The organism is Alcaligenes sp. PF14, from assembly GCF_037150615.1.
GTDB lineage: Bacteria > Pseudomonadota > Gammaproteobacteria > Burkholderiales > Burkholderiaceae_B > Alcaligenes > Alcaligenes phenolicus.
Map to the genome: position 1 here is coordinate 307,255 of NZ_JBAGRS010000002.1, position 21,693 is coordinate 328,947.

18 protein-coding genes are annotated in these 21,693 nt (G+C 56.9%); 15 read left to right on the forward strand and 3 right to left on the reverse strand.

Features of this window, described 5'->3' with window-relative positions; all coding sequences use genetic code 11:
• Window positions 1-112: 112 nt before the first annotated feature.
• A complete protein-coding gene (xseA, locus tag WFM49_RS05520; protein ID WP_026482899.1) occupies window positions 113-1,459 on the forward strand; it encodes an exodeoxyribonuclease VII large subunit in 1,347 nt (448 codons plus the stop codon).
• Between the two features lie 54 nt (window positions 1,460-1,513).
• Entirely contained in the window at window positions 1,514-2,092 is a 579-nt protein-coding gene (gene sodB, locus WFM49_RS05525) for a superoxide dismutase [Fe] (protein ID WP_009455685.1), read from the forward strand.
• A gap of 139 nt (window positions 2,093-2,231) precedes the next feature.
• On the opposite strand, the gene bfr is transcribed toward sodB, so the two are convergent.
• The gene (gene bfr, locus WFM49_RS05530; RefSeq protein WP_009455687.1) at window positions 2,232-2,696 is read right to left on the reverse strand and encodes a bacterioferritin; all 465 of its coding nucleotides are present in this window, start codon (window positions 2,694-2,696) and stop codon (window positions 2,232-2,234) included.
• A 254-nt stretch (window positions 2,697-2,950) separates the two neighbouring features.
• Between bfr and WFM49_RS05535 the strand changes: the two genes are divergently transcribed.
• On the forward strand, window positions 2,951-3,772 hold the full coding sequence (locus WFM49_RS05535) for an acid phosphatase (protein ID WP_336972205.1): 822 nt from the start codon (window positions 2,951-2,953) through the stop codon (window positions 3,770-3,772).
• A gap of 383 nt (window positions 3,773-4,155) precedes the next feature.
• On the forward strand, window positions 4,156-5,361 hold the full coding sequence (gene pcaF, locus WFM49_RS05540; protein ID WP_042487885.1) for a 3-oxoadipyl-CoA thiolase: 1,206 nt from the start codon (window positions 4,156-4,158) through the stop codon (window positions 5,359-5,361).
• Here the strand turns inward: pcaF and WFM49_RS05545 are convergent, their stop codons facing one another.
• Together WFM49_RS05545 and WFM49_RS05550 are read right to left on the reverse strand one after the other, a co-directional pair.
• On the reverse strand, window positions 5,362-5,832 hold the full coding sequence (locus WFM49_RS05545; RefSeq protein ID WP_115635105.1) for a DUF192 domain-containing protein: 471 nt from the start codon (window positions 5,830-5,832) through the stop codon (window positions 5,362-5,364).
• 46 nt (window positions 5,833-5,878) lie between these two features.
• Window positions 5,879-6,124: a cold-shock protein gene (locus WFM49_RS05550; protein ID WP_003801483.1), complete on the reverse strand. Its 246-nt coding sequence runs from the start codon at window positions 6,122-6,124 to the stop codon at window positions 5,879-5,881.
• A gap of 166 nt (window positions 6,125-6,290) precedes the next feature.
• On the opposite strand from WFM49_RS05550, the gene clpS reads away from it, so the two are divergent.
• From clpS to WFM49_RS05605, 11 genes are all read left to right on the forward strand, one after another.
• A complete protein-coding gene (gene clpS / locus WFM49_RS05555; protein WP_026482895.1) occupies window positions 6,291-6,614 on the forward strand; it encodes an ATP-dependent Clp protease adapter ClpS in 324 nt (107 codons plus the stop codon).
• A gap of 93 nt (window positions 6,615-6,707) precedes the next feature.
• A complete protein-coding gene (gene clpA / locus WFM49_RS05560; protein ID WP_336972209.1) occupies window positions 6,708-9,029 on the forward strand; it encodes an ATP-dependent Clp protease ATP-binding subunit ClpA in 2,322 nt (773 codons plus the stop codon).
• Between the two features lie 93 nt (window positions 9,030-9,122).
• A complete protein-coding gene (locus tag WFM49_RS05565; protein WP_052159178.1) occupies window positions 9,123-10,322 on the forward strand; it encodes a paraquat-inducible protein A in 1,200 nt (399 codons plus the stop codon).
• Window positions 10,323-10,332: 10 nt separating this feature from the next.
• Complete coding sequence (locus WFM49_RS05570) at window positions 10,333-11,985, forward strand: PqiB family protein (RefSeq protein ID WP_009455704.1); 1,653 nt, start codon at window positions 10,333-10,335, stop codon at window positions 11,983-11,985.
• Window positions 11,982-12,596: a PqiC family protein gene (locus WFM49_RS05575; protein WP_009455706.1), complete on the forward strand. Its 615-nt coding sequence runs from the start codon at window positions 11,982-11,984 to the stop codon at window positions 12,594-12,596. Before WFM49_RS05570 ends, WFM49_RS05575 begins: the two co-directional genes overlap by 4 nt.
• 111 nt (window positions 12,597-12,707) lie before the next feature.
• Window positions 12,708-16,481, forward strand: a complete 3,774-nt coding sequence (gene putA, locus WFM49_RS05580; protein ID WP_021446750.1) for a trifunctional transcriptional regulator/proline dehydrogenase/L-glutamate gamma-semialdehyde dehydrogenase — start codon at window positions 12,708-12,710, stop codon at window positions 16,479-16,481.
• Window positions 16,482-16,610: 129 nt separating this feature from the next.
• Window positions 16,611-17,768, forward strand: coding sequence for a branched-chain amino acid ABC transporter substrate-binding protein (locus tag WFM49_RS05585; RefSeq protein ID WP_009455707.1), 1,158 nt, complete (start codon window positions 16,611-16,613; stop codon window positions 17,766-17,768).
• 127 nt (window positions 17,769-17,895) lie between these two features.
• Window positions 17,896-18,828, forward strand: coding sequence for a branched-chain amino acid ABC transporter permease (locus WFM49_RS05590; RefSeq protein WP_021446749.1), 933 nt, complete (start codon window positions 17,896-17,898; stop codon window positions 18,826-18,828).
• Window positions 18,825-19,931 carry an ABC transporter permease subunit gene (locus tag WFM49_RS05595; protein ID WP_021446748.1) on the forward strand — a complete coding sequence of 369 codons (1,107 nt, stop codon included), beginning with the start codon at window positions 18,825-18,827 and terminating at the stop codon, window positions 19,929-19,931. The genes WFM49_RS05590 and WFM49_RS05595 overlap by 4 nt, the downstream gene beginning before the upstream one ends.
• Window positions 19,928-20,764 carry an ABC transporter ATP-binding protein gene (locus WFM49_RS05600; RefSeq protein WP_250757042.1) on the forward strand — a complete coding sequence of 279 codons (837 nt, stop codon included), beginning with the start codon at window positions 19,928-19,930 and terminating at the stop codon, window positions 20,762-20,764. The genes WFM49_RS05595 and WFM49_RS05600 overlap by 4 nt, the downstream gene beginning before the upstream one ends.
• A complete protein-coding gene (locus WFM49_RS05605) occupies window positions 20,761-21,498 on the forward strand; it encodes an ABC transporter ATP-binding protein (RefSeq protein ID WP_336972214.1) in 738 nt (245 codons plus the stop codon). The genes WFM49_RS05600 and WFM49_RS05605 overlap by 4 nt, the downstream gene beginning before the upstream one ends.
• Window positions 21,499-21,693: the final 195 nt, after the last annotated feature.

A 21,693-nucleotide genomic window follows, 5' to 3' on the forward strand; every position in this document is an offset into this window, starting at 1 on the left:
GCATCAGGTGTTCAACGGAAGCCATTGTCTTGGCGTCTATTTGACAAAAGCATGACAGTTGTGGATACGGAACGGTGGAAAACTCGTTCGGGGCGAGTCAAAAACAAAGAATATGATGCATTATCAAGAATCTAGAGCACCTGCGGTATGGACCGTGGCACAGTTGAATCGCCGTGTCAGCCAGTTGCTGGATGAGCATATGCCCGTGGTTTGGGTCAGTGGTGAGGTGTCGAACTTTACCCAGGCCGCTTCCGGGCATTGGTACTTTTCCATCAAGGATGACAAGGCAGCCGTTCGTGCCGTGATGTTTCGGGGGCGTGCCCAGGCCGTGGGATTCGTGCCGCGTGCGGGCGAGCGCTTCGAGTTTCGTTGCTCGGTTACCTTGTACGAGGCACGCGGGGACTTCCAGGTTCAGGTGGAAGGCATGCGCCGCGCCGGGCTGGGGGATTTGCACGAAGCCTTTTTGCGGCTGAAAGGGCAGTTGCAAAGCGAAGGCTTGTTCGATCCTGAGCGCAAACGCCCCATCGCCACCTTGCCGCGCAGCATAGGTATTATCACTTCCCTGGCAGCCGCGGCCTTGCGGGATGTCCTGACAGCGATGGAGCGTCGTGCTCCGCACGTGCGCATCATTATTTATCCTGCTCCGGTTCAAGGAGCAGAAGCACCGCCGCGATTGCGGCAAGCTTTGGAAACGGCGATTGAGCGGGCCGAGGTTGATACGCTCTTGCTGGTACGTGGGGGCGGAAGTCTGGAAGATCTCTGGGCTTTTAACGACGAAGGTCTGGCGCGTCTGATCGCGTCCAGTCCTATCCCTATTATTAGTGGGGTGGGGCACGAGACAGACTTCACCATTGCTGATTTTGTAGCTGACTTGCGCGCACCCACGCCAACCGCCGCCGCCGAACTGGCCTGTCTGGGGCGCGATCAGTTACTGGAACAGGTGTTTGCGCGCATGGGCGCGTTGAGCCATGGTGTGCAGCGTCATCTGGATCGGGCCTCTCTGCGTCTGGATCGGGCGGTAGCCAAATTGGTCTCTCCGCATCAACGCCTGGCCCAGCAGCAGCAACGTCTGGATCATCTGACCCAAAGGCTGCAACGTGTGGCTCGCAGCGTCCCCGATACTGCTGCGTTGCGCCTGACTACCTTGAGGGCGCGTTTGGAGCGCAGCATTCCTCAGCTGACGTCAAGACAGCAAAATCTGAATATGCTTTTCCAACGGCTGGAAAAAGGTCTGGATCATGCGCTGGTTTTGCGTCGCCAGCGCTTGGCCGCGGCCCAGCAAACGCTGCAAGCCTTGTCCCCGCGCCTTATCATCAATCGTGGATATGCCATAGTCAGGGATAGCGAGGGGAAAGTTGTAAAAAATGCGTTAGACTTAAAGATTGGTGAACGACTCGATGTCGAGTTGAGTCGCGGTCATGTGTCGGTGGATGTGGTGCGCACGCACGATCTGCTCTAGGCTGCGTCGTCCTTGTTGGATACCAAACACGGTTTTTTTTTAGAAGGAATTGAAATGGCATTCACTCTTCCAGCTCTTCCATACGAACTCAACGCCCTTGAGCCACATATCTCCAAGGAAACTTTGGAGTTTCACTACGGTAAGCATCACCAGGCTTACGTCACCAACCTGAACAATCTGGTTGCTGGCACCGAATTTGAAAACGCTTCCCTGGAAGATGTGGTCAAGAAATCCTCCGGTGGCGTGTTCAACAACGCTGCTCAGGTTTGGAACCACACTTTCTACTGGAACAGCCTGTCCCCTAACGGCGGCGGCGCTCCTACCGGCAAAGTGGCTGATGCCATCAACGCCAAATGGGGCAGCTTTGACGCCTTCAAAGAAGCCTTCACCAAGTCTGCCGTTGGCAACTTCGGTTCGGGCTGGACCTGGTTGGTCAAAAAGGCCGACGGTTCCCTGGACATCGTCAACACCAGCAACGCTGGCACGACGCTGACTTCCGACGACGTCGCCCTGATCACCTGTGATGTGTGGGAACACGCCTACTACATCGACTACCGCAATGCCCGTCCCAAGTACCTGGAAATTTTCTGGAACCTGGTGAACTGGGACTTTGCCGCCAAGAACCTGGGTTAATCATCCTGGTTGAGGGTAGCGCTCATTGGAGGGCTACCCGGCAATAAAAAAACCGCCATGCGCATGCTGGCGGTTTTTTTATGGCGTCAATGAAAACAAGTCATAGGGCGTATGCGGCCATGCCTTGTTGGTGAAGACCTTACATCTGGGATTGCTGGTAGTTTTCCAGGCCCACTTTTTCGATCAGGCCCAATTGCTTCTCCAGCCAGTAGGTGTGGTCTTCTTCCGTGTCGCGCAACTGGGCCAGAATGATGTCGCGTGTCACGAAATCGCTGGCGGATTCTGCCAGTGCTATGCCTTTTTGCAGAGCCGCGCGAACTTCATATTCCAGTTCCAGATCCTTGCGCAACATGCCGACCACGTCCTTTCCGGGTTCAAACGCATTGGGGCGCATGTCGGGAATACCGTCGAGCATCAGGATGCGGCGTATCAGGGCGTCAGCGTGCTGTGTTTCTTCTTCCATTTCGTGGTTCATGCGCTCGTAAAGCTGCGTGAAACCCAGATGCTCGTAAAAGCGGGAATGGATAAAGTACTGGTCGCGCGCTGCGAGTTCGCCGCGCAGCAGTTGATTTAGATAGTCGAGGACTTCGGGCTTGCCTTGCATGGTGATGAGCCTGTAGAGGATGTCAACGGGGGAAGTATGCCATGAGCAGGCCATGAGGGTGCTTGATCTGTGGCACCAAATGGCAAGCACGCTATTCAGTTTGGCGGCTGCAATGGCAAGATCGCGGATTGCCTTCCAATCGTGCCGGGGTGCAGCTCCAGTGTTTACCGGTCTCAGCCGGGTCAAGAGCTCCACACGCGGCCGTTGGCGTTTTCCGAAACCGGGGCTTTTTGCTCCTTTAGTCGAGGTCTGCTATGTCTGCTGCTTTGCGTGTTCGTCCTGCCTTGTTGGGCCTGGTGGGCAGTGTCTTGGTTTTGTCGGCGGGTCAGTTGAGCGCCCAGCCTTCTACACATTTGGAAGTCAAGGAAAGTCACTCTTCCGTCAAGCGGGTGGCTGGTTACTTGGACCAAACTGAACTGCCTGATAGTGTGATGCTCCTCGATCCGCCGCCGGCTGCAGATAGTGCGGCCTTTGCCCGGGATGAAGAAGCGCGTCGGGCTGCCGGGCAGCTAAAAGGGTCAGCTCGCTGGGCATTGGCTAAACAAGATGCAGACTTGGTATTTCCACGGCCCGCTCAGAATTATTCGTGCGCATTGGGAGTTCAAATCGACCAAGAGAGCACGCCGGTTATTTATCAGATGATGCGTCGCTTGTTGCCTGATGCGGGTCTATCCACTTACGGAGCCAAAAACAAGTATCAGCGGGTGCGTCCTTTCGATCTTCATAATGAAGATACATGCACGCCAGCGGATGAGGAGTTTTTGCGCAATGATGGTTCCTATCCCTCCGGCCATGCGGCTGCTGGCTGGGCATGGGCACTAGTGTTGGCGCAGATCAGCCCCGAACGAAGTAATGAGTTGCTGGCTCGTGGCCTGTCTTTCGGTCAAAGTCGAGTCATTTGCAATGTACATTGGCAAAGTGATGTGGAGGCGGGGCGTGTGATAGGCGCCGCCGCGGTGGCTCGTGTGCAGAGTGAGGAGGCCTTCCAGGCTGACATCCTGGCCGCCCGACTAGAATTGGCACAAGCGGAAGTTGCTTCAAGTGGTCAAGCGCTTAATTGCGCCGAACCGTTCTAGCGCTGCTTTGAGTGGGTAGTTCGGCTGGCGATTGTAAAAACGAGCGTCCTCATATTGGTTTGAGTGCAGGAAAGAGGGCTTCCGTCTGCTTTCCTGTGCGAGCGCGCCTTGTTTTCTTAATGCCGTGATTACCTGGCGTTGCGGGTATGAGAATTGAATAAGCTTTTCCTGCTGCGGATTCGGCTTGTCACTGTACCAGGCGCTTTGGCGCATAGACCGCCGGATCGTTCGGGACTGGACGCGCTAAACTGACCGCACTGCGGACATGCTGAATCACCAGAAAAAACCCGGCTGTACTCAAGCGCTACTATCAAAACAGTAGATTTCGAGCGCTCTTCATAGTGCTCTCACGTGATTTTATTCAAGATATCAGGGTGAATTTCATGAGTCAGGACGCCTTTATTTGTGACGCAATTCGTACGCCTTTCGGACGTTATGGCGGTTCGCTGTCCGCTGTGAGGGCGGATGACCTGGGTGCGGTGCCTATTGCCGCGCTGATGAAGCGCAACCCCCAAATCGATTGGAGCAAGCTGGATGATGTGATGTATGGCTGCGCCAACCAGGCGGGTGAAGACAACCGCAACGTGGCACGGATGTCCGCTCTGCTAGCCGGTTTGCCCGTGGACGTGCCTGGCGTGACCTTGAACCGTCTGTGCGGTTCGGGCCTGGACGCGATTGGTTCGGCTGCTCGCGCCATTCGCGCTGGCGATGCCTCTTTCATCTTGGCCGGTGGTGTGGAAAGCATGAGCCGCGCTCCCTTCGTCATGGGCAAGGCTGAAACGGCGTTCTCCCGCAGCGCAGGTATTTATGACACCACGATTGGCTGGCGCTTCATCAATAAAGCCATGAAAGAGCAGTACGGTGTGGACTCCATGCCCGAAACGGCTGAAAACGTGGCTCAGCAGTTCAATGTGTCCCGTGAAGACCAGGACGTGTTTGCCCTGAATAGCCAGCTGCGTGCTGCCGCTGCCCAGGAAGCCGGCATTCTGGCTGAAGAAATTACCCCTGTGATCATTCCCCAGCGCAAGGGCGATCCCATTGTGGTGGATAAGGACGAGCACCCACGTGCCACGACTCTGGAGTCCCTGACTCGCTTGAAGCCTGTCGTGCGTGCCGATGGCACCGTGACCGCGGGCAACGCCTCGGGTGTGAACGATGGTGCGTGCGCGCTGCTGGTTGCCAACAAGGCAACCGTCGAAGCCCAAGGCCTGACTCCGCGTGCTCGTGTGGTGGCCATGGCGTTTGCTGGTGTGGAGCCGCGCATCATGGGTATTGGCCCGGCACCTGCCAGCCAGAAGGTGCTGGCTTTGGCGGGTCTGACTCTGGATCAAATGGATGTGATCGAGCTGAACGAGGCCTTTGCCGCTCAAGGTCTGGCGGTGACTCGCATGCTGGGTCTGGCTGATAACGATCCTCGCGTGAACCCGAACGGGGGCGCGATTGCGCTGGGTCACCCTCTGGGTGCCAGTGGTGCGCGTCTGGCGATTGCGGCCATCAACCAATTGCATCGCACAGGCGGACGCTACGCCCTGTGCACCATGTGTATTGGTGTCGGCCAGGGCGTGGCTTTGATTCTTGAGCGCGTCTAACTAAGGTTGCAGGGCAGGCAGGCCGGTGATTGTCTCACCGGCCTTTTTGTCTGCTTGCTTGAACCAGCCTTGTTCCATCTCCAAGGCATAGCGCACAGGTCGCACCGGGCAGTGGGATTGAAGATCAAAGGGCTGCATGGCCTCGATATTGGTGATCGTGCCTTCTTCAGTAATAAAGGCAATATCCAGCGGCAGAGGTGTATTCTTCATCCAGAAGCAAGGCATTCCGCTTTGCTCGAATACGAATAACATGCCGTGATCGGGGGCCAGGCTTTCTCGATGCATCAAGCCTTGAGCACGAGTCTCGTCGCGATCGGCCACTTCCGCCTGGATTTGTTTGGAACCCAGGGATAGTGTCAGGGTGGGAAGAGTCTCATCCGCCTGGACCGGGGCGCTAATACAAAGCGCTGCCAGAAGACAGGCAAAAAAAACAGGGCGCGCAGGCCCCGTAGTCGTAGTGCGATACTGCATGTGTGTTGCGAACCTGCTTTTGTTAGAATCGAGAGCGCAAGAGATCTTAAGGCGAAGTAATATTAAGTGCCTGCTTGCCTTTGGGGCCTTGGGCGACTTCATACAGAACTTTCTGGCCTTCTTTCAAAGTCTTGAACCCGTTCATCTGAATGGATGAAAAATGAGCGAAGAGATCTTCGCCGCCGTTATCGGGTGTAATAAACCCAAAGCCTTTGGCATCATTGAACCACTTAACGGTCCCGGATAGTTTTTGATTGTCTCCAGTGCCTGCGGTGGTGGTAGTTTCCGACATGCTTGCTGCCTCTCAACTTAGTGTATGGTTGATACTTTTTTCGGCCCCTCCCTGGGCCTGTGATCGCGGCACCTCACTTTTTTATTGTGAAGTTGACACGATCAGTCGGATGATGCTGAATTTTGTTCCCCCCAGTCAACCTATGGAAAGCACCTAGTTCTGTATTATGGCCATTGAGATCGATAAGCAAGGCGCCACAACGGTAGAGCGCCAATCCGCGCGGCTTGCCCCACCACCCATGTATCAGGTCATCTTGCTCAATGATGACTACACACCCATGGAGTTCGTGGTGAATATACTGGAGCGGGTATTTGCCAAGACCCCGGAGCAGGCCGAACAGCTTATGCTTAAAGTACATTACGAGGGTCGGGCGGTCTGTGGTGTGTATCCACGCGACATTGCCGCCACCAAGGTGGAAATTGTGCGACAACTGGCGCAGTCGCGACAGCACCCTTTGCAGTGTGTGATGGAGCCGGTGCCTGATGCTTGACCATTTAATGGTTTACCGTATTGTTCAGATCAGGCAAATTAGTCATAGAATAGCTTTAACCCCTAGTTTTACTCTTGCCGTGTAGGAGGAAGCATGATCTCCGAAGAACTTGAAGTCAGTCTACACATGGCCTTTGTCGAGGCTCGTGCCGCGCGCCATGAATTCATCACGGTAGAGCATCTGCTGTTGTCCCTGCTCGATAACGCCTCCACGCTGGAAGTGTTGAAAGCATGTGCTGCCGATATTGATGCACTGCGCCAGAATCTGCGTAAATTCATTAACGAAAATACGCCCACTTTCCCTGGTGAAGGCGAGGTCGATACCCAACCCACGCTGGGCTTTCAGCGTGTGATACAGCGTGCCATCATGCACGTATCGTCCAGCAACTCCGGTAAAAATGTGGTTTCCGGTGCCAATGTGCTGGTGGCGATGTACGGGGAAAAAGATTCGCATGCGGTGTATTACCTGCAGCAACAAGGTGTCTCGCGCCTGGATGTTGTCAATTTCCTCTCGCACGGTATCACCAAGGCCAATCCGGAACCTGCTGCCCCCGAGCCACCCAAGGCCGCCGCTGCTGCGGAAGCCGACACGCGCTCGGACGCCCAGAAGTCCCCTCTGGATCTGTACGCTACAGACCTGAATACCGAAGCCAGCCTGGGTCGCATTGATCCCTTGATTGGCCGTGAAAAGGAAGTGGAGCGTGTCATCCAGGTGCTGTGCCGCCGCCGCAAGAACAACCCCTTGCTGGTCGGGGAGGCTGGCGTGGGTAAAACCGCGATTGCCGAAGGCTTGGCGCTGCGCATTCAGCGTGGTGACGTCCCGGATATTCTTAGTGAAGCGCGTGTTTACGCGCTGGATATGGGTGCCTTGCTGGCCGGGACCAAATATCGGGGCGACTTCGAGCAACGCCTGAAGGCGGTGCTCAAGCAGCTCAAGGAAACGGCACAGTCCATTTTGTTTATCGACGAAATCCACACACTGATCGGAGCCGGCTCGGCTTCGGGTGGTACGCTGGATGCGTCCAACCTGCTCAAACCTGCGCTGTCTTCCGGTCAGCTCAAGTGTCTGGGTGCGACCACCTACTCGGAATACCGCGGAATTTTCGAAAAAGACCACGCCTTGTCGCGTCGCTTTCAGAAAATTGATGTGGCTGAGCCGACAGTGGAGCAGACCATCCAGATTCTGCGTGGTTTGAAGTCCAGTTTTGAAGAGCACCACGGTGTACGTTACTCGGCGGCGGCCCTGACGGCGGCAGCGGAGTTGTCCGCCCGTTATATCAACGACCGCTTTTTGCCGGACAAGGCCATCGACGTGATCGACGAGGCTGGTGCAGCGCAGCGCTTGCTGCCACGTTCCAAGCAGAAAAAGGTTATCGGCAAGGCCGACATCCAGGCAACGGTTTCGCGTATTGCACGCATTCCGCCCCAGACGGTCTCCAGTGATGATCGCAACAAGCTGGCAACCCTGGCCCGCGATCTGAAATCGGTGGTGTTTGGTCAGGATGTAGCCATTGACGCCTTGGCAGCTGCCATCAAGATGGCGCGCTCTGGCCTGGGTCTGCCTGACAAGCCTATTGGTTCCTTCCTGTTCTCCGGCCCGACCGGCGTGGGTAAAACCGAAGTGGCGCGTCAGTTGGCCTTTGTGCTGGGCGTAGAGCTGCTGCGCTTTGACATGTCCGAATACATGGAGCGTCACACCGTGTCGCGCCTGATCGGTGCTCCTCCTGGTTACGTCGGTTTCGATCAGGGTGGTTTGCTGACCGAAGCCGTTACCAAACAGCCGCACTGCGTGCTGCTGCTGGACGAAATCGAGAAAGCGCACCCGGACGTCTACAACATCCTGCTGCAGGTGATGGATCACGGCACGCTGACGGATAACAACGGTCGCAAGGCCGATTTCCGCAACGTCATCCTGATCATGACCACCAACGCCGGAGCCGAAGCGCTGAACAAGACCAGCATTGGCTTTACCCAGCCCCAGCGCTCGGGTGATGAAATGCAGGATATCAAGCGTCACTTCTCGCCAGAGTTCCGTAACCGTCTGGATGCGATCATTGGCTTCAAGCCTTTGTCGCGCGACATTATCCTGCGCGTGGTGGACAAGTTCCTGATGCAGCTGGAAAACCAGCTGCACGAGAAGCGCGTAGAAGTGTCCTTCTCGGACGCCTTGCGCGAACATCTGGCTGCCAAGGGCTTCGACCCAGCCATGGGTGCCCGCCCCATGCACAGGCTTATTCAGGACACTATTCGCCGTGCCTTGGCCGACGAGCTGCTGTTTGGTCGTCTGGTCGATGGTGGTCAGGTCGAGGTGGATCTGGACGAGAACGGCGAGGTGGTACTGGAATATCCTTCTTCAGGACCTGATGAGCCCGGTAGCAAGGCCTCTTCCCGTCCCGAGCCGGAATTAGTCGACTAAGCCGTGAGGGCATCGCGCCCCTTAATCGTCTGTACGCACTGTGACACCGTACACGAGCGAGTCCCCGTTCAAGGAGCGGGGCTCGCTCGTTGTGTGCGTTGCGATACTGAACTTTACCGCCACAGCCGCTTTTCACCACGTGAATGGCAAGCGCTGGTCTTGGCGGTTTTTATTCTTTTTCTGATTGCCAATCTGTTTCCCGTTGTCTATCTGAGCATGGCGGGTAAAACAGTGTCGCCCACGTTTCCCAAAGCCCTGTTGCTGATCTGGCAGCAAGGGTATTGGGGCTTGTCCGTCATGGCCGGGCTGGTGGGTTTCTGGCTGCCGCTGTTTCAACTGATTTTCCAGTTCTGGGCCTTGGGCCTGATTGCCCGAGAAAAGCCCTTGCCGGGCGATTTCGGTATTGGCCTGCGTGCTTTGAGCCATCTGGAGCATTGGTCCATGACGGCTGTGCTGTTCCTGGGCTTGATTGTGGCCATGGTGAAATTTGCCGGGATCGGGCATTTGACGATTGCGCCAGGTCTGTACGCCTTTTTTGCTCTGACCTTCCTGCTGACCGGCTTGAGCCGTATTACGGCGGGGCGCTTGTGGCGCTGGGCAGAGGATCGTGATCTGGTGCCGGTTTCGACCCGGCAGGTCTTGAAAGAGCATCCAACCTGGAGTGCCTGTACCCACTGTGGCTTCGTGCAGTCCAGTCAGAAACCGGACTGTGACCGTTGTGGTGCAACTGTGCATAAACGCAAGCCCAATAGCCGTACACGAGTGGCCGCTCTGGTGTTGACGGCCTGCGTGTTCTATATTCCCGCCAATGTCCTGCCTGTCATGGAGCTGCGCAGCATTTTAGGCAGTAGCGCGCATACGATTTTGGGTGGGGTCATTGAACTCTGGCAATTGGGTTCCTGGGATCTGGCATTGATCGTGTTCATCGCCAGTATTGTGGTCCCCATCACCAAACTCCTGGCTTTGATGATTCTTTTGTTGGGGCGTCGTTGGCGTGGCAATGCTGTACAGCGTCAACGCAATCGCATTTACGACATGGTCGAGCTGATTGGGCAATGGTCCATGCTGGACGTATTCGTGGTGGTCCTGATGGCGGCCTTGGCAAACTTCCCCGGCTTGTCGCAGATTATTCCTGGAGCGGGGGCCTTGAGCTTTGGCATGGTGGTGGTTTTGACCATGCTGGCCGCGCTTAGCTACGATCCTCGCCAAGGCTGGGACCAGGATACCCACGAAGAACCAATAATAGAACCGCAAACTACGCCGTCTCCGCCTGCCTCACAGGCGACTTCCTGAAGGAAACAAGGTGCACGATCCTACAACTAATCAGCCTGACGGTCAGACCGAGCCTGCGCAGCCTAGACTGATTCCTGCCAAGCGATCCCGATTCTCCTGGATCTGGATTTTGCCCATAGCCGCCGCCTTGGTAGGGGCGTCTTTGGTGCTGAGAAACTGGATGTTGACCGGACCGCGTATCACGATCAGCTTTGATTCAGCCGAGGGTTTGGCCGTGGATCAAACCAAGTTACGTTATCGCGAAGTGGATGTGGGTACGATTTCGGACATTCAGGTGTCTCCGGATCGAAAAGGGGTTTTGGTCACGGCGCAGCTCGAGCGTGATGGCTCCGAGTTCATTACCCAAAAAGACACGCGGTTCTGGGTGGTGCGCCCGCGTTTGGGTTTAAGTGGGGTTTCCGGTCTGGGCACCTTGTTGTCGGGTGTTTATATCGGTGTGGACGCGCCTTTTGAAGTGAATAAAAAAGGCGAGCAACTGGACTTTGTGGGCCTGGAAAGTCCGCCGGAAGTAACCAGTGGCCGTGCTGGTAAGCGTTACGTGTTGACTGCGCCCGAATTGGGCTCGCTGGATCTGGGTTCGCCCTTGTACTACAAGGGCATACAGGTTGGGCAAGTCAGCAGTTATGAGCTGAACGAAGAAGGCAATGGCGTGCGTGTGCAGGTGTTTGTCGATGCTCCTAACGACAAATTCGTGACGCAGGGCTCGCGCTTCTGGAACGTCAGCGGCGTCAATATGTCGCTGGATTCCACTGGCTTTAATGTGCGTACGCATTCTTTGGTCTCTGCCTTGGCAGGAGGTCTGGCCTTTGATCAGATGGAAGGCGAGCCTACGGATATTGCTCAGGCTGATTCGCAATACGAACTGTTCCCCACACAAGAGCGCGCGATGGCTGAGCCGGATGGTCCCGCGGTTGAATTGCGCTTCCATTTCCATCAGTCCGTGCGTGGCCTGGTGCCGGGCTCCAAGGTGGAGTTCCGGGGCCTTGAGCTGGGACAGGTCTACGACGTGGACTTGGAGTTCGACTTTGAGCGCAAGCGCTTCTTTGCCTTGGTGAAGGCACGTATCTACCCGCAGCGTTTTGGCCGCCTGTACGAGCGGGTGGTGGAGGCTAGACCGGACGAGAAAGATCCAATGAGCGCCTTGTTCAAACCGATGGTTGAGCGTGGTCTGCGTGGTCAATTGCGTCCTGCCAGCCTGATTACGGGCCAGCAGTACATTGCTCTAGAGTTCTTCGACAAAGCGCCTGAAGCGGACTTCGATGAAAACGCCAAGCCATTGGTGGTGCCCGTCATTGCGGGCGACTTCGACCGTTTGCAGGAGCAGGTCAGCGATATCGTTACCAAGATTGCTGCTATCCCGTTCGATCAGATCGGCAAGAATCTGCAAAGCGGGCTCACGGAGCTAGGTCAGGTGCTCAAGCAATTGGACAAGACGACGGTGCCGCAGCTCAATGGCGCTCTCAAGTCCATGGATGCCGCTGTTCAGAAACTGGGTGCCATGCTGGATTCGGATTCTTCCTTCAATACTTCTGTGGATCAAACCTTGAGCGAGCTGAAGCGCTCCTTGCGATCCCTGCGTGATTTAAGCGATACCTTGCAAAGCCAGCCCTCGGCGGTCCTGCGAGGTCGTTCCCCTGACGTGCTGCCGGAGCCTGCGCCATGATGTCTCGTTTTCTGATTCCCGTGGCGTTCGCCGGTTTGCTGACGGCTTGCGCTTCGACCACGCCTACTTACTACACCTTGCAAGCGTCCAATGCCGCTCCGGCGGCTGCGGCTCCTTCCACGCAAGTGTGGAAGGGCTTTCAGTTGCGACGCATGGATGTGCCTGCTCAATTGGATCGTCGATCCTTTGTGCTGACGCAGACCGCGGGCGGGCAGGTCAACCTGCTCAACGATAGCCAGTGGGCCTCACCTTTACCTGATGAAATGTCCCTGGCTTTGGCGTCTGGTTTGCAGGATCGCCTGGGCGTTCCCCAGTTGGCCAGCGCTGCTCCGAAAACACCGCTGTGGCAGATCGATGTGCTGGTACAGCGCTTCGAATCTGTCTATGGCGAACGCGCTACCCTGGAGTTGAGCTGGACACTGACGCCAGTTGGCTTTGAGGGGAAGGTCCAGCAATGCCGCTGGCTGGACTCCGAGCCTGCGTCCTCTGTGCCAGAACTGGTGCAGGCGCATCGCCAATTGCAGCAGCGCTGGGCGGATGCACTGGCCGCACAAATGCAAGGTAAACCTGTCCCGGTTAACCTGAGCAAAGCCATGCTCTGCGTCAGTTAACCACTTGGGTTAACTTTTTCCTGTGCGGGTTAACCTGAATACGAATTTGGGTTAACCGTCAGTATTATTTCGGCTTATCGCAGTCAACAAAGCGTAACCGGGATAAGAAGCATGGCGAGCACAACCTTAGGGATTAAAGTCGATATAGAACTGCGCGAGCGCCTGCGGCGTGCGGCGGATCAGTTGCAGTGCACCCCTCATTGGCTGCATAAGCAGGCCTTGCTGTCTTATATCGAAGGAATCGAGCGCGGTGTGCTGCCCAGCGAATTGGCGCTGCTAAGCGGGGGGGACTCCGAAGCCGCCGAAGAAGGTGTACTCATGCCTTCCATCCCGTTTTACGGCTTTGCACAGGATGTGCAACCGCAAAGTGTGTTGCGCGCAGCCATTACCGCCGCCTACCGCCGTCCAGAAACCGACTGTCTGCCCTTGCTGTTAAGTGCAGCGCGTTCTTCTCAAAGTGCGCGTGCCCAGGAGTTGGCCGCTCGTCTGGTTAAAGCCTTGCGCGCCAAGCGCCGTGGCGGCGGCGTAGAAGGTCTGATCCAGGAATTCTCCTTGTCCAGCCAGGAAGGCGTTGCCCTGATGTGTCTGGCAGAGGCCTTGCTGCGTATCCCTGACCGCGCGACACGCGATGCCTTGATTCGCGACAAAATCAGCCACGGCGACTGGCGTGCACACATGGGTGAGTCCCCCTCGCTATTTGTGAATGCCGCCACCTGGGGCTTGATGCTGACGGGGCGCCTGGTCAGTGTAAATAGTGAAAAGAATTTGTCCTCCGCCTTGACCCGCATGATCGGCAAGGGTGGCGAGCCCCTGATCCGTAAAGGCGTGGACGTTGCCATGCGCATGATGGGCGAACAGTTTGTGACTGGCCAAACCATTGCCTCGGCACTGGCCAATAGCCGCAAGTTTGAAGAGCAGGGCTTCCGTTATTCCTACGACATGTTGGGTGAGGCCGCGACGACAGCGGAAGACGCGCAGCGCTACTACCAGGCTTACGAGCAGGCCATCCACGCGATTGGTCGTGCCAGCCAGGGTCGTGGGATTTACGAAGGCCCCGGCATTTCCATCAAGCTGTCCGCACTGCACCCACGTTACAGCCGTTCCCAGCGCGATCGCGTCATGCGGGAGTTGTTCCCGCGCTTGTTGTCCTTGGCACAATTGGCGCATCACTACGATGTGGGCCTGAATATTGACGCCGAAGAAGCAGACCGCCTGGAAGTGTCCCTGGATCTGCTGGACAAGCTGTGTTTTGACCCGTCTTTGGCAGGTTGGAACGGCATTGGCTTTGTGGTGCAGGCTTATCAAAAGCGGGCACCCTTTGTCATCGATTACTTGATTGATCTGGCCCGCCGCAGCGGTCACCGCTTGATGCTGCGCTTGGTGAAAGGCGCCTACTGGGATTCGGAGATCAAACGCGCGCAGGTTGATGGTCTGGAAGACTACCCCGTCTACACCCGCAAGGTGCACACGGATGTATCTTACCTGGCTTGCGCTCGCAAGCTTTTGCAGGCCCCAGAAGCCGTCTACCCGCAGTTTGCGACACACAATGCGCAAACCCTGGCCGCTATTTATGTGATGGCCGGTCAGAACTACTACACCGGTCAATATGAGTTCCAGTGCCTGCACGGCATGGGCGAGGACCTGTACGACGAGGTAGTCGGCCCGATCAAGGACGGCAAGCTGAACCGTCCTTGCCGTATCTATGCACCCGTTGGTTCTCACGAAACCTTGCTGGCGTATCTGGTGCGTCGTCTCCTGGAAAACGGTGCCAACACCTCTTTCGTGAATCAGATTGGCGATGCCGATGTGAACATGGAGCAGCTGATTGCCGACCCCGTGGCTCAGGCCCTGAGCCTGCAACCCTTGGGTCGACCACATGACAAGATTCCGTTGCCGCGCCAGTTGTACTGGGAGGCGGAGCAGCGCTTGAACTCGGCTGGCCTGGATTTAAGCAACGAGCACCGCCTGGGTTCTTTGGCCGCTACCTTGATGCAAACCGCTGCCTTGCCACGTCAGGCTCAGCCTATCCTGGGGCAGGGCAATCCGGTCTGGGACGAGTCCAAGGCAACGATTGTGCGTAATCCAGCCAATCATCAGGACGTAGTGGGGCAGGTCATGTTTGCCACTGCACAGGATGTGGAGCAGGCTTTGGACGCCGCCAGCCACTATGCACCGATCTGGCAGGCCACGCCGGTAGAAGAACGCGCCGCCGCCTTGCAGCAAGCCGCCCAACTGCTGGAAGACAATATGCAGGACTTGATGGGCCTGCTGGTGCGTGAAGCTGGCAAGTCCTATGCGAATGCGATTGCCGAAGTGCGTGAAGCCGTGGACTTCCTGCGTTACTACGCCGGACAGGTTCTGCGCGACTTTGATAATGACGAATATCGTCCCGTCGGTGTGGTGCTGTGCATCAGCCCCTGGAACTTCCCCTTGGCTATTTTCCTGGGTCAGGTCTCGGCGGCTCTGGCTGCAGGCAACGTCGTCCTGGCCAAGCCTGCTGAACAAACCTGCCTGATTGCGGCGGCCGCTGTCGAGCTGCTGCACAAGGCAGGGATTGCTCCCGGTGCCTTGCAGCTCCTGCCTGGTGATGGCCCATCCGTGGGCGCGCCTTTGGCGGCCAGTGAGAAGGTTAATGCTGTGATGTTTACCGGCTCGACCGCCGTTGCCATGGGCTTGAATCGTCAATTGGCTAAACGCCTGACGGCAGACGGTCAGGCCGTCCCGCTGATTGCAGAAACTGGTGGCTTGAATGCCATGGTGGTCGACAGCTCGGCCTTGCCTGAGCAGGTGGTGTTTGATGTGCTGAATTCTGCTTTCGACTCGGCAGGCCAGCGTTGTTCCGCCTTGCGGCTGCTGTGCATCCAGGAAGATGTGGCCGAGCGTGTGCTGAACATGCTCAACGGTGCCATGCAGGAGCTGAGCGTGGGCAATCCCGACCTGCTCAGCACGGATGTAGGTCCGGTGATTGATGAAGAAGCCCGCTCCGGTATCGAAGAGCACATCAGCGCCATGCGCGAGGCTGGTTTCCGTATCACGCAAAGTGAACAAAGCCGCAGCCTGACAGGTACCTTTGTCTTGCCGACCATTATCGAGATCGAGCAGGTCAAGGATCTGGAACGCGAAATTTTCGGTCCCGTTCTGCACGTGATGCGTTTCAAGCGTAGCGAGCTGGACAGCCTGATCAATCAGATCAACGAACGTGGTTACGGACTGACCTTTGGCGTTCACACCCGTCTGGATGAAACCGTGGAGCGTGTCGTTTCGCGCATTCACGCTGGTAACGTCTATGTGAACCGCAATATGGTGGGCGCGGTGGTGGGCGTACAGCCTTTCGGTGGTGAGGGCTTGTCGGGTACAGGCCCCAAAGCAGGCGGCCCCTTGTACTTGCGCCGACTGCTTAGCCGTTGCCCGCAGAACCTGCCTTTGCAAGCTTGGCAGGAGCAGGGCGCGGTCTTGCCTGGTCCGACGGGCGAGTCCAATATTTATCAGTTGCACCCACGAGGTCGCGTTCTGTGCATGCCTGTCAGCGTGCACGGCTGGCAAGCTCAGCGCGAGGCCTGCGCACGTAGCGGCAACCAGGCCATCCTACTGGACCGTTTGGGTCTGGGAGGCTGGCAGGACGCGCCTGCCGAGCAAATTGCCATGTCCGATTTGGGTGAGGCAGATTATGATGCTGTTTTGTTTGAAGGCGACAGCGACGAACTCCGGCAAGTATTGGGACAAGTGGCTGAACGCCGTGGCCCCATTGTTGGGGTTCAAGGGCTGTTGACGCAGGAATTGGAGGGGGGCGCGACTTACCTCGTCGAGCGTTTGTTGCGCGAAGTCTCGGTCAGTACCAATACAGCGGCAGCTGGGGGCAATGCCAGTTTGATGATGGTCGGTTGACATCAGATGGCACCCATTTCTATGCACACGTTTGGTCGCACATTTCACCTGGAGCGGCGGCCCTGCGTTCATTCTCACGGCACGGGCCGGCATGTAGCGCGGCTATATTAAAAAACGAAGGAGAACAATATGCAGTCCATCACGAGCTTTAAATTGGCCTTGGTTTCGACCGCGGTTTTTGGTGCATTGGCAGCGAGTCCTGCTTTTGCCGCTGACAAGGTAATCAAGCTGGGCTTTTCCGCCCCCTTGACCGGCCCGCAGGCTCACTACGGTGAAGACATGCGCAATGGTCTGGTGCTGGCGCTGGAAGAAGCCAACGCCCAGAAAATTGAAATTGATGGCGCAACCGCCCGTTTTGAACTGGTGGCCAAGGATGACCAGGCTGACCCGCGTACAGCGGTCCAGGTCGCCCAGCAAATTGTGGACGACGGTGTGGATGGCGTATTGGGCCATTTCAACTCGGGCACCACGATTCCTGCTTCGCGCGTATACAACGACGCGGGTATCCCCCAGATCGCCATGGCAACCTCGCCTGAGTACACCCAGCAAGGTTACGACAACACCTTCCGCATGATGACCAGCGACACCCAGCAAGGTGCGGCTGTGGGTCAGTTCATCGTCAAGGATCTGGCTGCCAAGAAAGTAGCCCTGATCGACGACCGTACTGCTTACGGCCAAGGTCTGACTGACCAGGTTGCCCGCGCAGTAGAAAAAGCCGGTGGTCAGATCGTGGCCCGTGAATACACCACGGACAAAGCCAACGACTTCACCTCCATTCTGACCAACATCAAGTCCAAGGCACCCGATGCCATCTTCTTTGGTGGTCTGGATGCGCAGTCCGGCCCGATGAAACGTCAGATGCAGACGCTGGACATCAAGGCCCCGCTGGTTTCGGGCGAAATGACACGTAGCGACACCTTCCTGCGTCTGGCCGGTGCAGCTGCTGACGGCACTTACGCCTCCCTGGCAGGTGTGCCTCTGTCCACCATGGCGGCTGGCGAGAAGTTTGCCAAGGACTACCAGGCCCGCTTCAAGGCAGAACCCGGTGTTTACGCTCCGTACGCCTACGACGGCGCCTGGAACATGATCACCGCCATGAAGGAAGCCGGTTCTTCCAAAGCAGAAGACTACCTGCCCAAACTGGCCGCATTGAAACGCAACGGCGCCACCAGCAGCAACATTGCCTACGACCAGAACGGCGACCTGAAAGAAATCGCCGTCACCATCTACGAAGTTAAAGATGGCAAGTGGACGATGGTTAAAACCATGGTCAGTCAGGCCAACTAAGCACGCTTGATCCTGCAGTTTGAGCCTTCGGGGCTCATCTTTACCGTGGCCTGTGTTTGGCAGGCCCACGCTCCCTGTTCTATCGCCCTGTGCCGGGGCAGGGAGCAATGACCACGAGTCACAATCTATGGAAATCCTGATACAACAACTAATAAATGGCCTGACCGTGGGCAGTGTCTACGCCTTGGTGGCGCTGGGCTACACCATGGTGTATGGAATTATTGGCCTGATTAATTTTGCGCATGGTGATGTAGTCATGGTTGGGGCGATGCTGGCCACGACAGTGGTGTTATCGCTGGTCGGCGCGGACCCGGCAGGCTTGTCCGCCTGGTTGATGGTGGGGCTGGCCCTCTTGGCTGCGATCCCCGTCTGCATGGGCATAGGCTGGACTGCCGAGCGTTATGCGTATCGTCCCTTGCGTCGTGCGCCTCGTCTGGCTGCACTGATCACTGCTATTGGTGTGTCCTTTATTGTGCAGAACCTGGCCATGATGATCTGGGGGCGCAATTACCTGAGCTTCCCGCACATTATTGAACCCATGGTGTTTCAGTTGGGTGACGCGCGTATCAGCTTGCTGCAGATTCTGATTATTGGCGGTGCCGCCGCGATCATGTCCGGCTTGATGGTGCTGGTGCACCGCACCCGTCTGGGCACCGCCATGCGTGCAACTGCCCAGAACCGCGAAGTAGCTGGCTTGATGGGCGTGAACATCAATACCGTGATTTCTGCTGCCTTTGTGATCGGCTCGGCCCTGGCTGCCGTCGCAGGTGTGATGATCGTGACTTACTACGGTGTCGCCCAATACACCATGGGCTTCATGCTGGGCCTGAAAGCCTTTACCGCCGCCGTTCTAGGGGGCATTGGCAACTTGGGTGGTGCCATGCTGGGTGGCTTGCTGCTGGGCTTGATCGAAGCTCTGGGCGCGGGCTATATCGGCGACCTGACCAATGGGGTCTTTGGCAGTAACTATCAGGATGTGTTCTCTTTTATCGTGCTGATCTTGGTGCTGATTTTCCGTCCCTCGGGCCTGTTGGGTGAACGTGTGGGAGATCGCGCATGAGTCTGAATCAAACATTAAGTGGCGCTGGCTCCAAACAGCGCCCCGCAACGCCCGCTAAAGTCTGGGTCGGTGCGCTGCTGATTGGTGTGGTGCTGGCCATTTTGCCCTTCGTGCTGGGCATGGCGGGGCAAAGCTGGATCCGCACCCTTAACTTTGCCTTGCTGTACGTGATGCTGGCCCTGGGCCTGAACATCGTGGTGGGTTTTGCCGGTCTGCTGGACTTGGGCTATATCGCTTTCTATGCCGTAGGGGCGTACGTCTGGGCCATGCTGGCATCGCCGCATTTTGGTCTGCACCTGCCGTTCTGGATGGTGCTGCCAGCCGGTATCGCCTTGGCCGCCGTATTCGGTGTGTTGCTGGGCTTTCCAGTTCTGCGCTTGCGGGGCGACTATCTGGCCATTGTGACCCTGGGTTTCGGTGAAATTATCCGCATCTTCATGAACAACCTGGATGCGCCGGTCAACATCACCAACGGTCCGCAAGGGATCAACCGGGTCGATACCTTCAAGATTGGCGACTTCATCTTTGGCAAGGCGGAAACCCTCTTTGGCATACGGATAACCGGGCCAGAAAAATACTATTACCTGCTCCTGCTGATCACGCTGCTGATTGTGTTCATCTGCGTGCGCTTGCAGCACTCCCGCATTGGCCGCGCCTGGGAAGCCATTCGCGAAGATGAAATCGCCGCCAAGGCCATGGGCATCAATACCCGTAACGTCAAACTGCTGGCCTTTGCCATGGGTGCAACGTTTGGTGGTGTGGCCGGTGGCTTGTTTGCCTCCATGCAAGGCTTCGTTAGCCCGGAGAGTTTCAGCCTGACCGAGTCCATTTCCGTGCTGTGCATGGTGGTGCTGGGTGGTATGGGCCATATCCCCGGCGTGATCGTTGGCGCTTTGCTGCTATCTGTCTTCCCCGAACTGCTGCGCTCCGTCGTCGTACCTCTGCAGCAAAGCGTGTTTGGTGACGTGATTCTGGACCCGGATGGCATCCGTATGCTGTTGTTCGGCTTTGCCCTGGTACTGGTCATGATCTATCGCCCCGAAGGCCTGTGGCCCTCTGCAGTGCGCCGTCGTGAACGCAAAATGAAGCAGGTGCAAGCATGAGTCTGAGCATGAACCAACAAGTAAAAAACGGCGAGGTGCTGTTGCAGGCAGAAGGCTTGTCCAAACGCTTCGGCGGTTTGCAGGCCTTGTCCGAAGTCAGCTTCAGCATTCGCAAGGGCGATATCTACGGTCTGATCGGCCCGAACGGCGCGGGTAAAACCACGCTGTTCAACGTGATGACAGGCTTGTACATCCCCGAGTCGGGCCGCTGCACCTTTGCAGGCCGCAACCTGACTGATTGCAAACCGCATCAAATCGCTGAATCCGGCTTTGCCCGTACCTTCCAGAACATCCGCTTGTTCGGCAGCCTGTCTGCCCTGGAAAACGTCATGATCGGCCGTCACGTCCGCACCCGTGCAGGCGTGTTGGGGGCGGTGTTGCGTAACCGCGCTACCCGTCAGGAAGAAGAACAGATCGAGGCCCGTGCCTACGAGCTGTTGGATTACGTAGGCATTGCCCAGCACGCTAACGAGATTGCGCGCTCATTGTCCTACGGCGACCAGCGCCGCCTGGAAATCGCCCGTGCCCTGGCAACTGATCCCATGCTGCTGGCACTGGACGAACCCGCTGCCGGCATGAACCCGTCCGAGACCGTCGTCCTGCGCCAGCTGATAGAAAAAATCCGTGGTGACGGCATTACTGTCCTGCTGATCGAACACGACATGAAGCTGGTCATGGGCCTGTGTGATCGAGTTCTGGTGCTGGAATACGGCAAAGTCCTGGCCGAAGGCAAACCCGCCGAAGTCCAACATAACCCACGCGTGATCGAAGCCTATCTGGGCGCAGGTGCAGCCAAAGAGCTGGGCATTACCGTTGAAGAGGAAAAGGCATGAGCACAGAACCGTTGATGCTGGGTATTCGGGGTCTGGATGTAGCTTATGGCGGCATCCGGGCGGTACGTGGCCTGGACCTGCGAGTGGGCAAGGGCGAGCTGGTTTGCTTGATCGGTGCTAACGGCGCCGGTAAAAGCACGACGCTGCGAGCCATCACAGGCCTGGTGCCTGCTGCTGCAGGACAGATCGAACATCAAGGCGAAAGCATCGTCGGCTTGCCGTCGCATCAACTCGTGCGCCGTGGCGTGGTCATGGTGCCGGAAGGGCGGGGGATTTTTCCGCAACTGACGATTGAAGAAAACCTGGCCATGGGGGCGTATACCCGCAAGGACCACCACGAAGTCCGCCAGGATATCGAGCGTATCTATACCCTGTTTCCGCGTCTGGCCGAGCGTAAGAAACAGTCGGCAGGGACGTTGTCCGGTGGGGAGCAACAGATGGTGGCAATGGGACGGGCGATGATTTCCCGGCCTTCATTGCTGTTGCTGGATGAGCCTTCAATGGGCTTGGCTCCCATCATGGTCGAACGGATTTTTGAGTTGATCCAGACGATTGCTAAGGAAGGCGTGACGATTTTACTGATTGAGCAGAATGCGCGCTTGGCGCTAGAGCTGGGAGATCGGGGATATGTGATGGAGTCAGGGCGGATTATCCTGGAAGGCCCGGCTGCGCAGTTGCTGCATGATCCGAAGGTGAGGGCGGCGTATCTGGGGGAAGAGGATTTTGCGGCGTAGGTAGGATTCGAGTTTGGAGAAAAAGCCAATCAGCTTAAAGCTGATTGGCTTTTTTGTACTAAGTTCTAGAAGTAGTGCAAACTAAAGGCCCGTGTGTCTGATCTCGACCAAAGCAGCTCTGTAGGTAGAGATAGCAGATGATGTTTATAGAGGCATGGTGCGACTTTGTGTAGGCTGGTTAGTAAGAACGTAGGT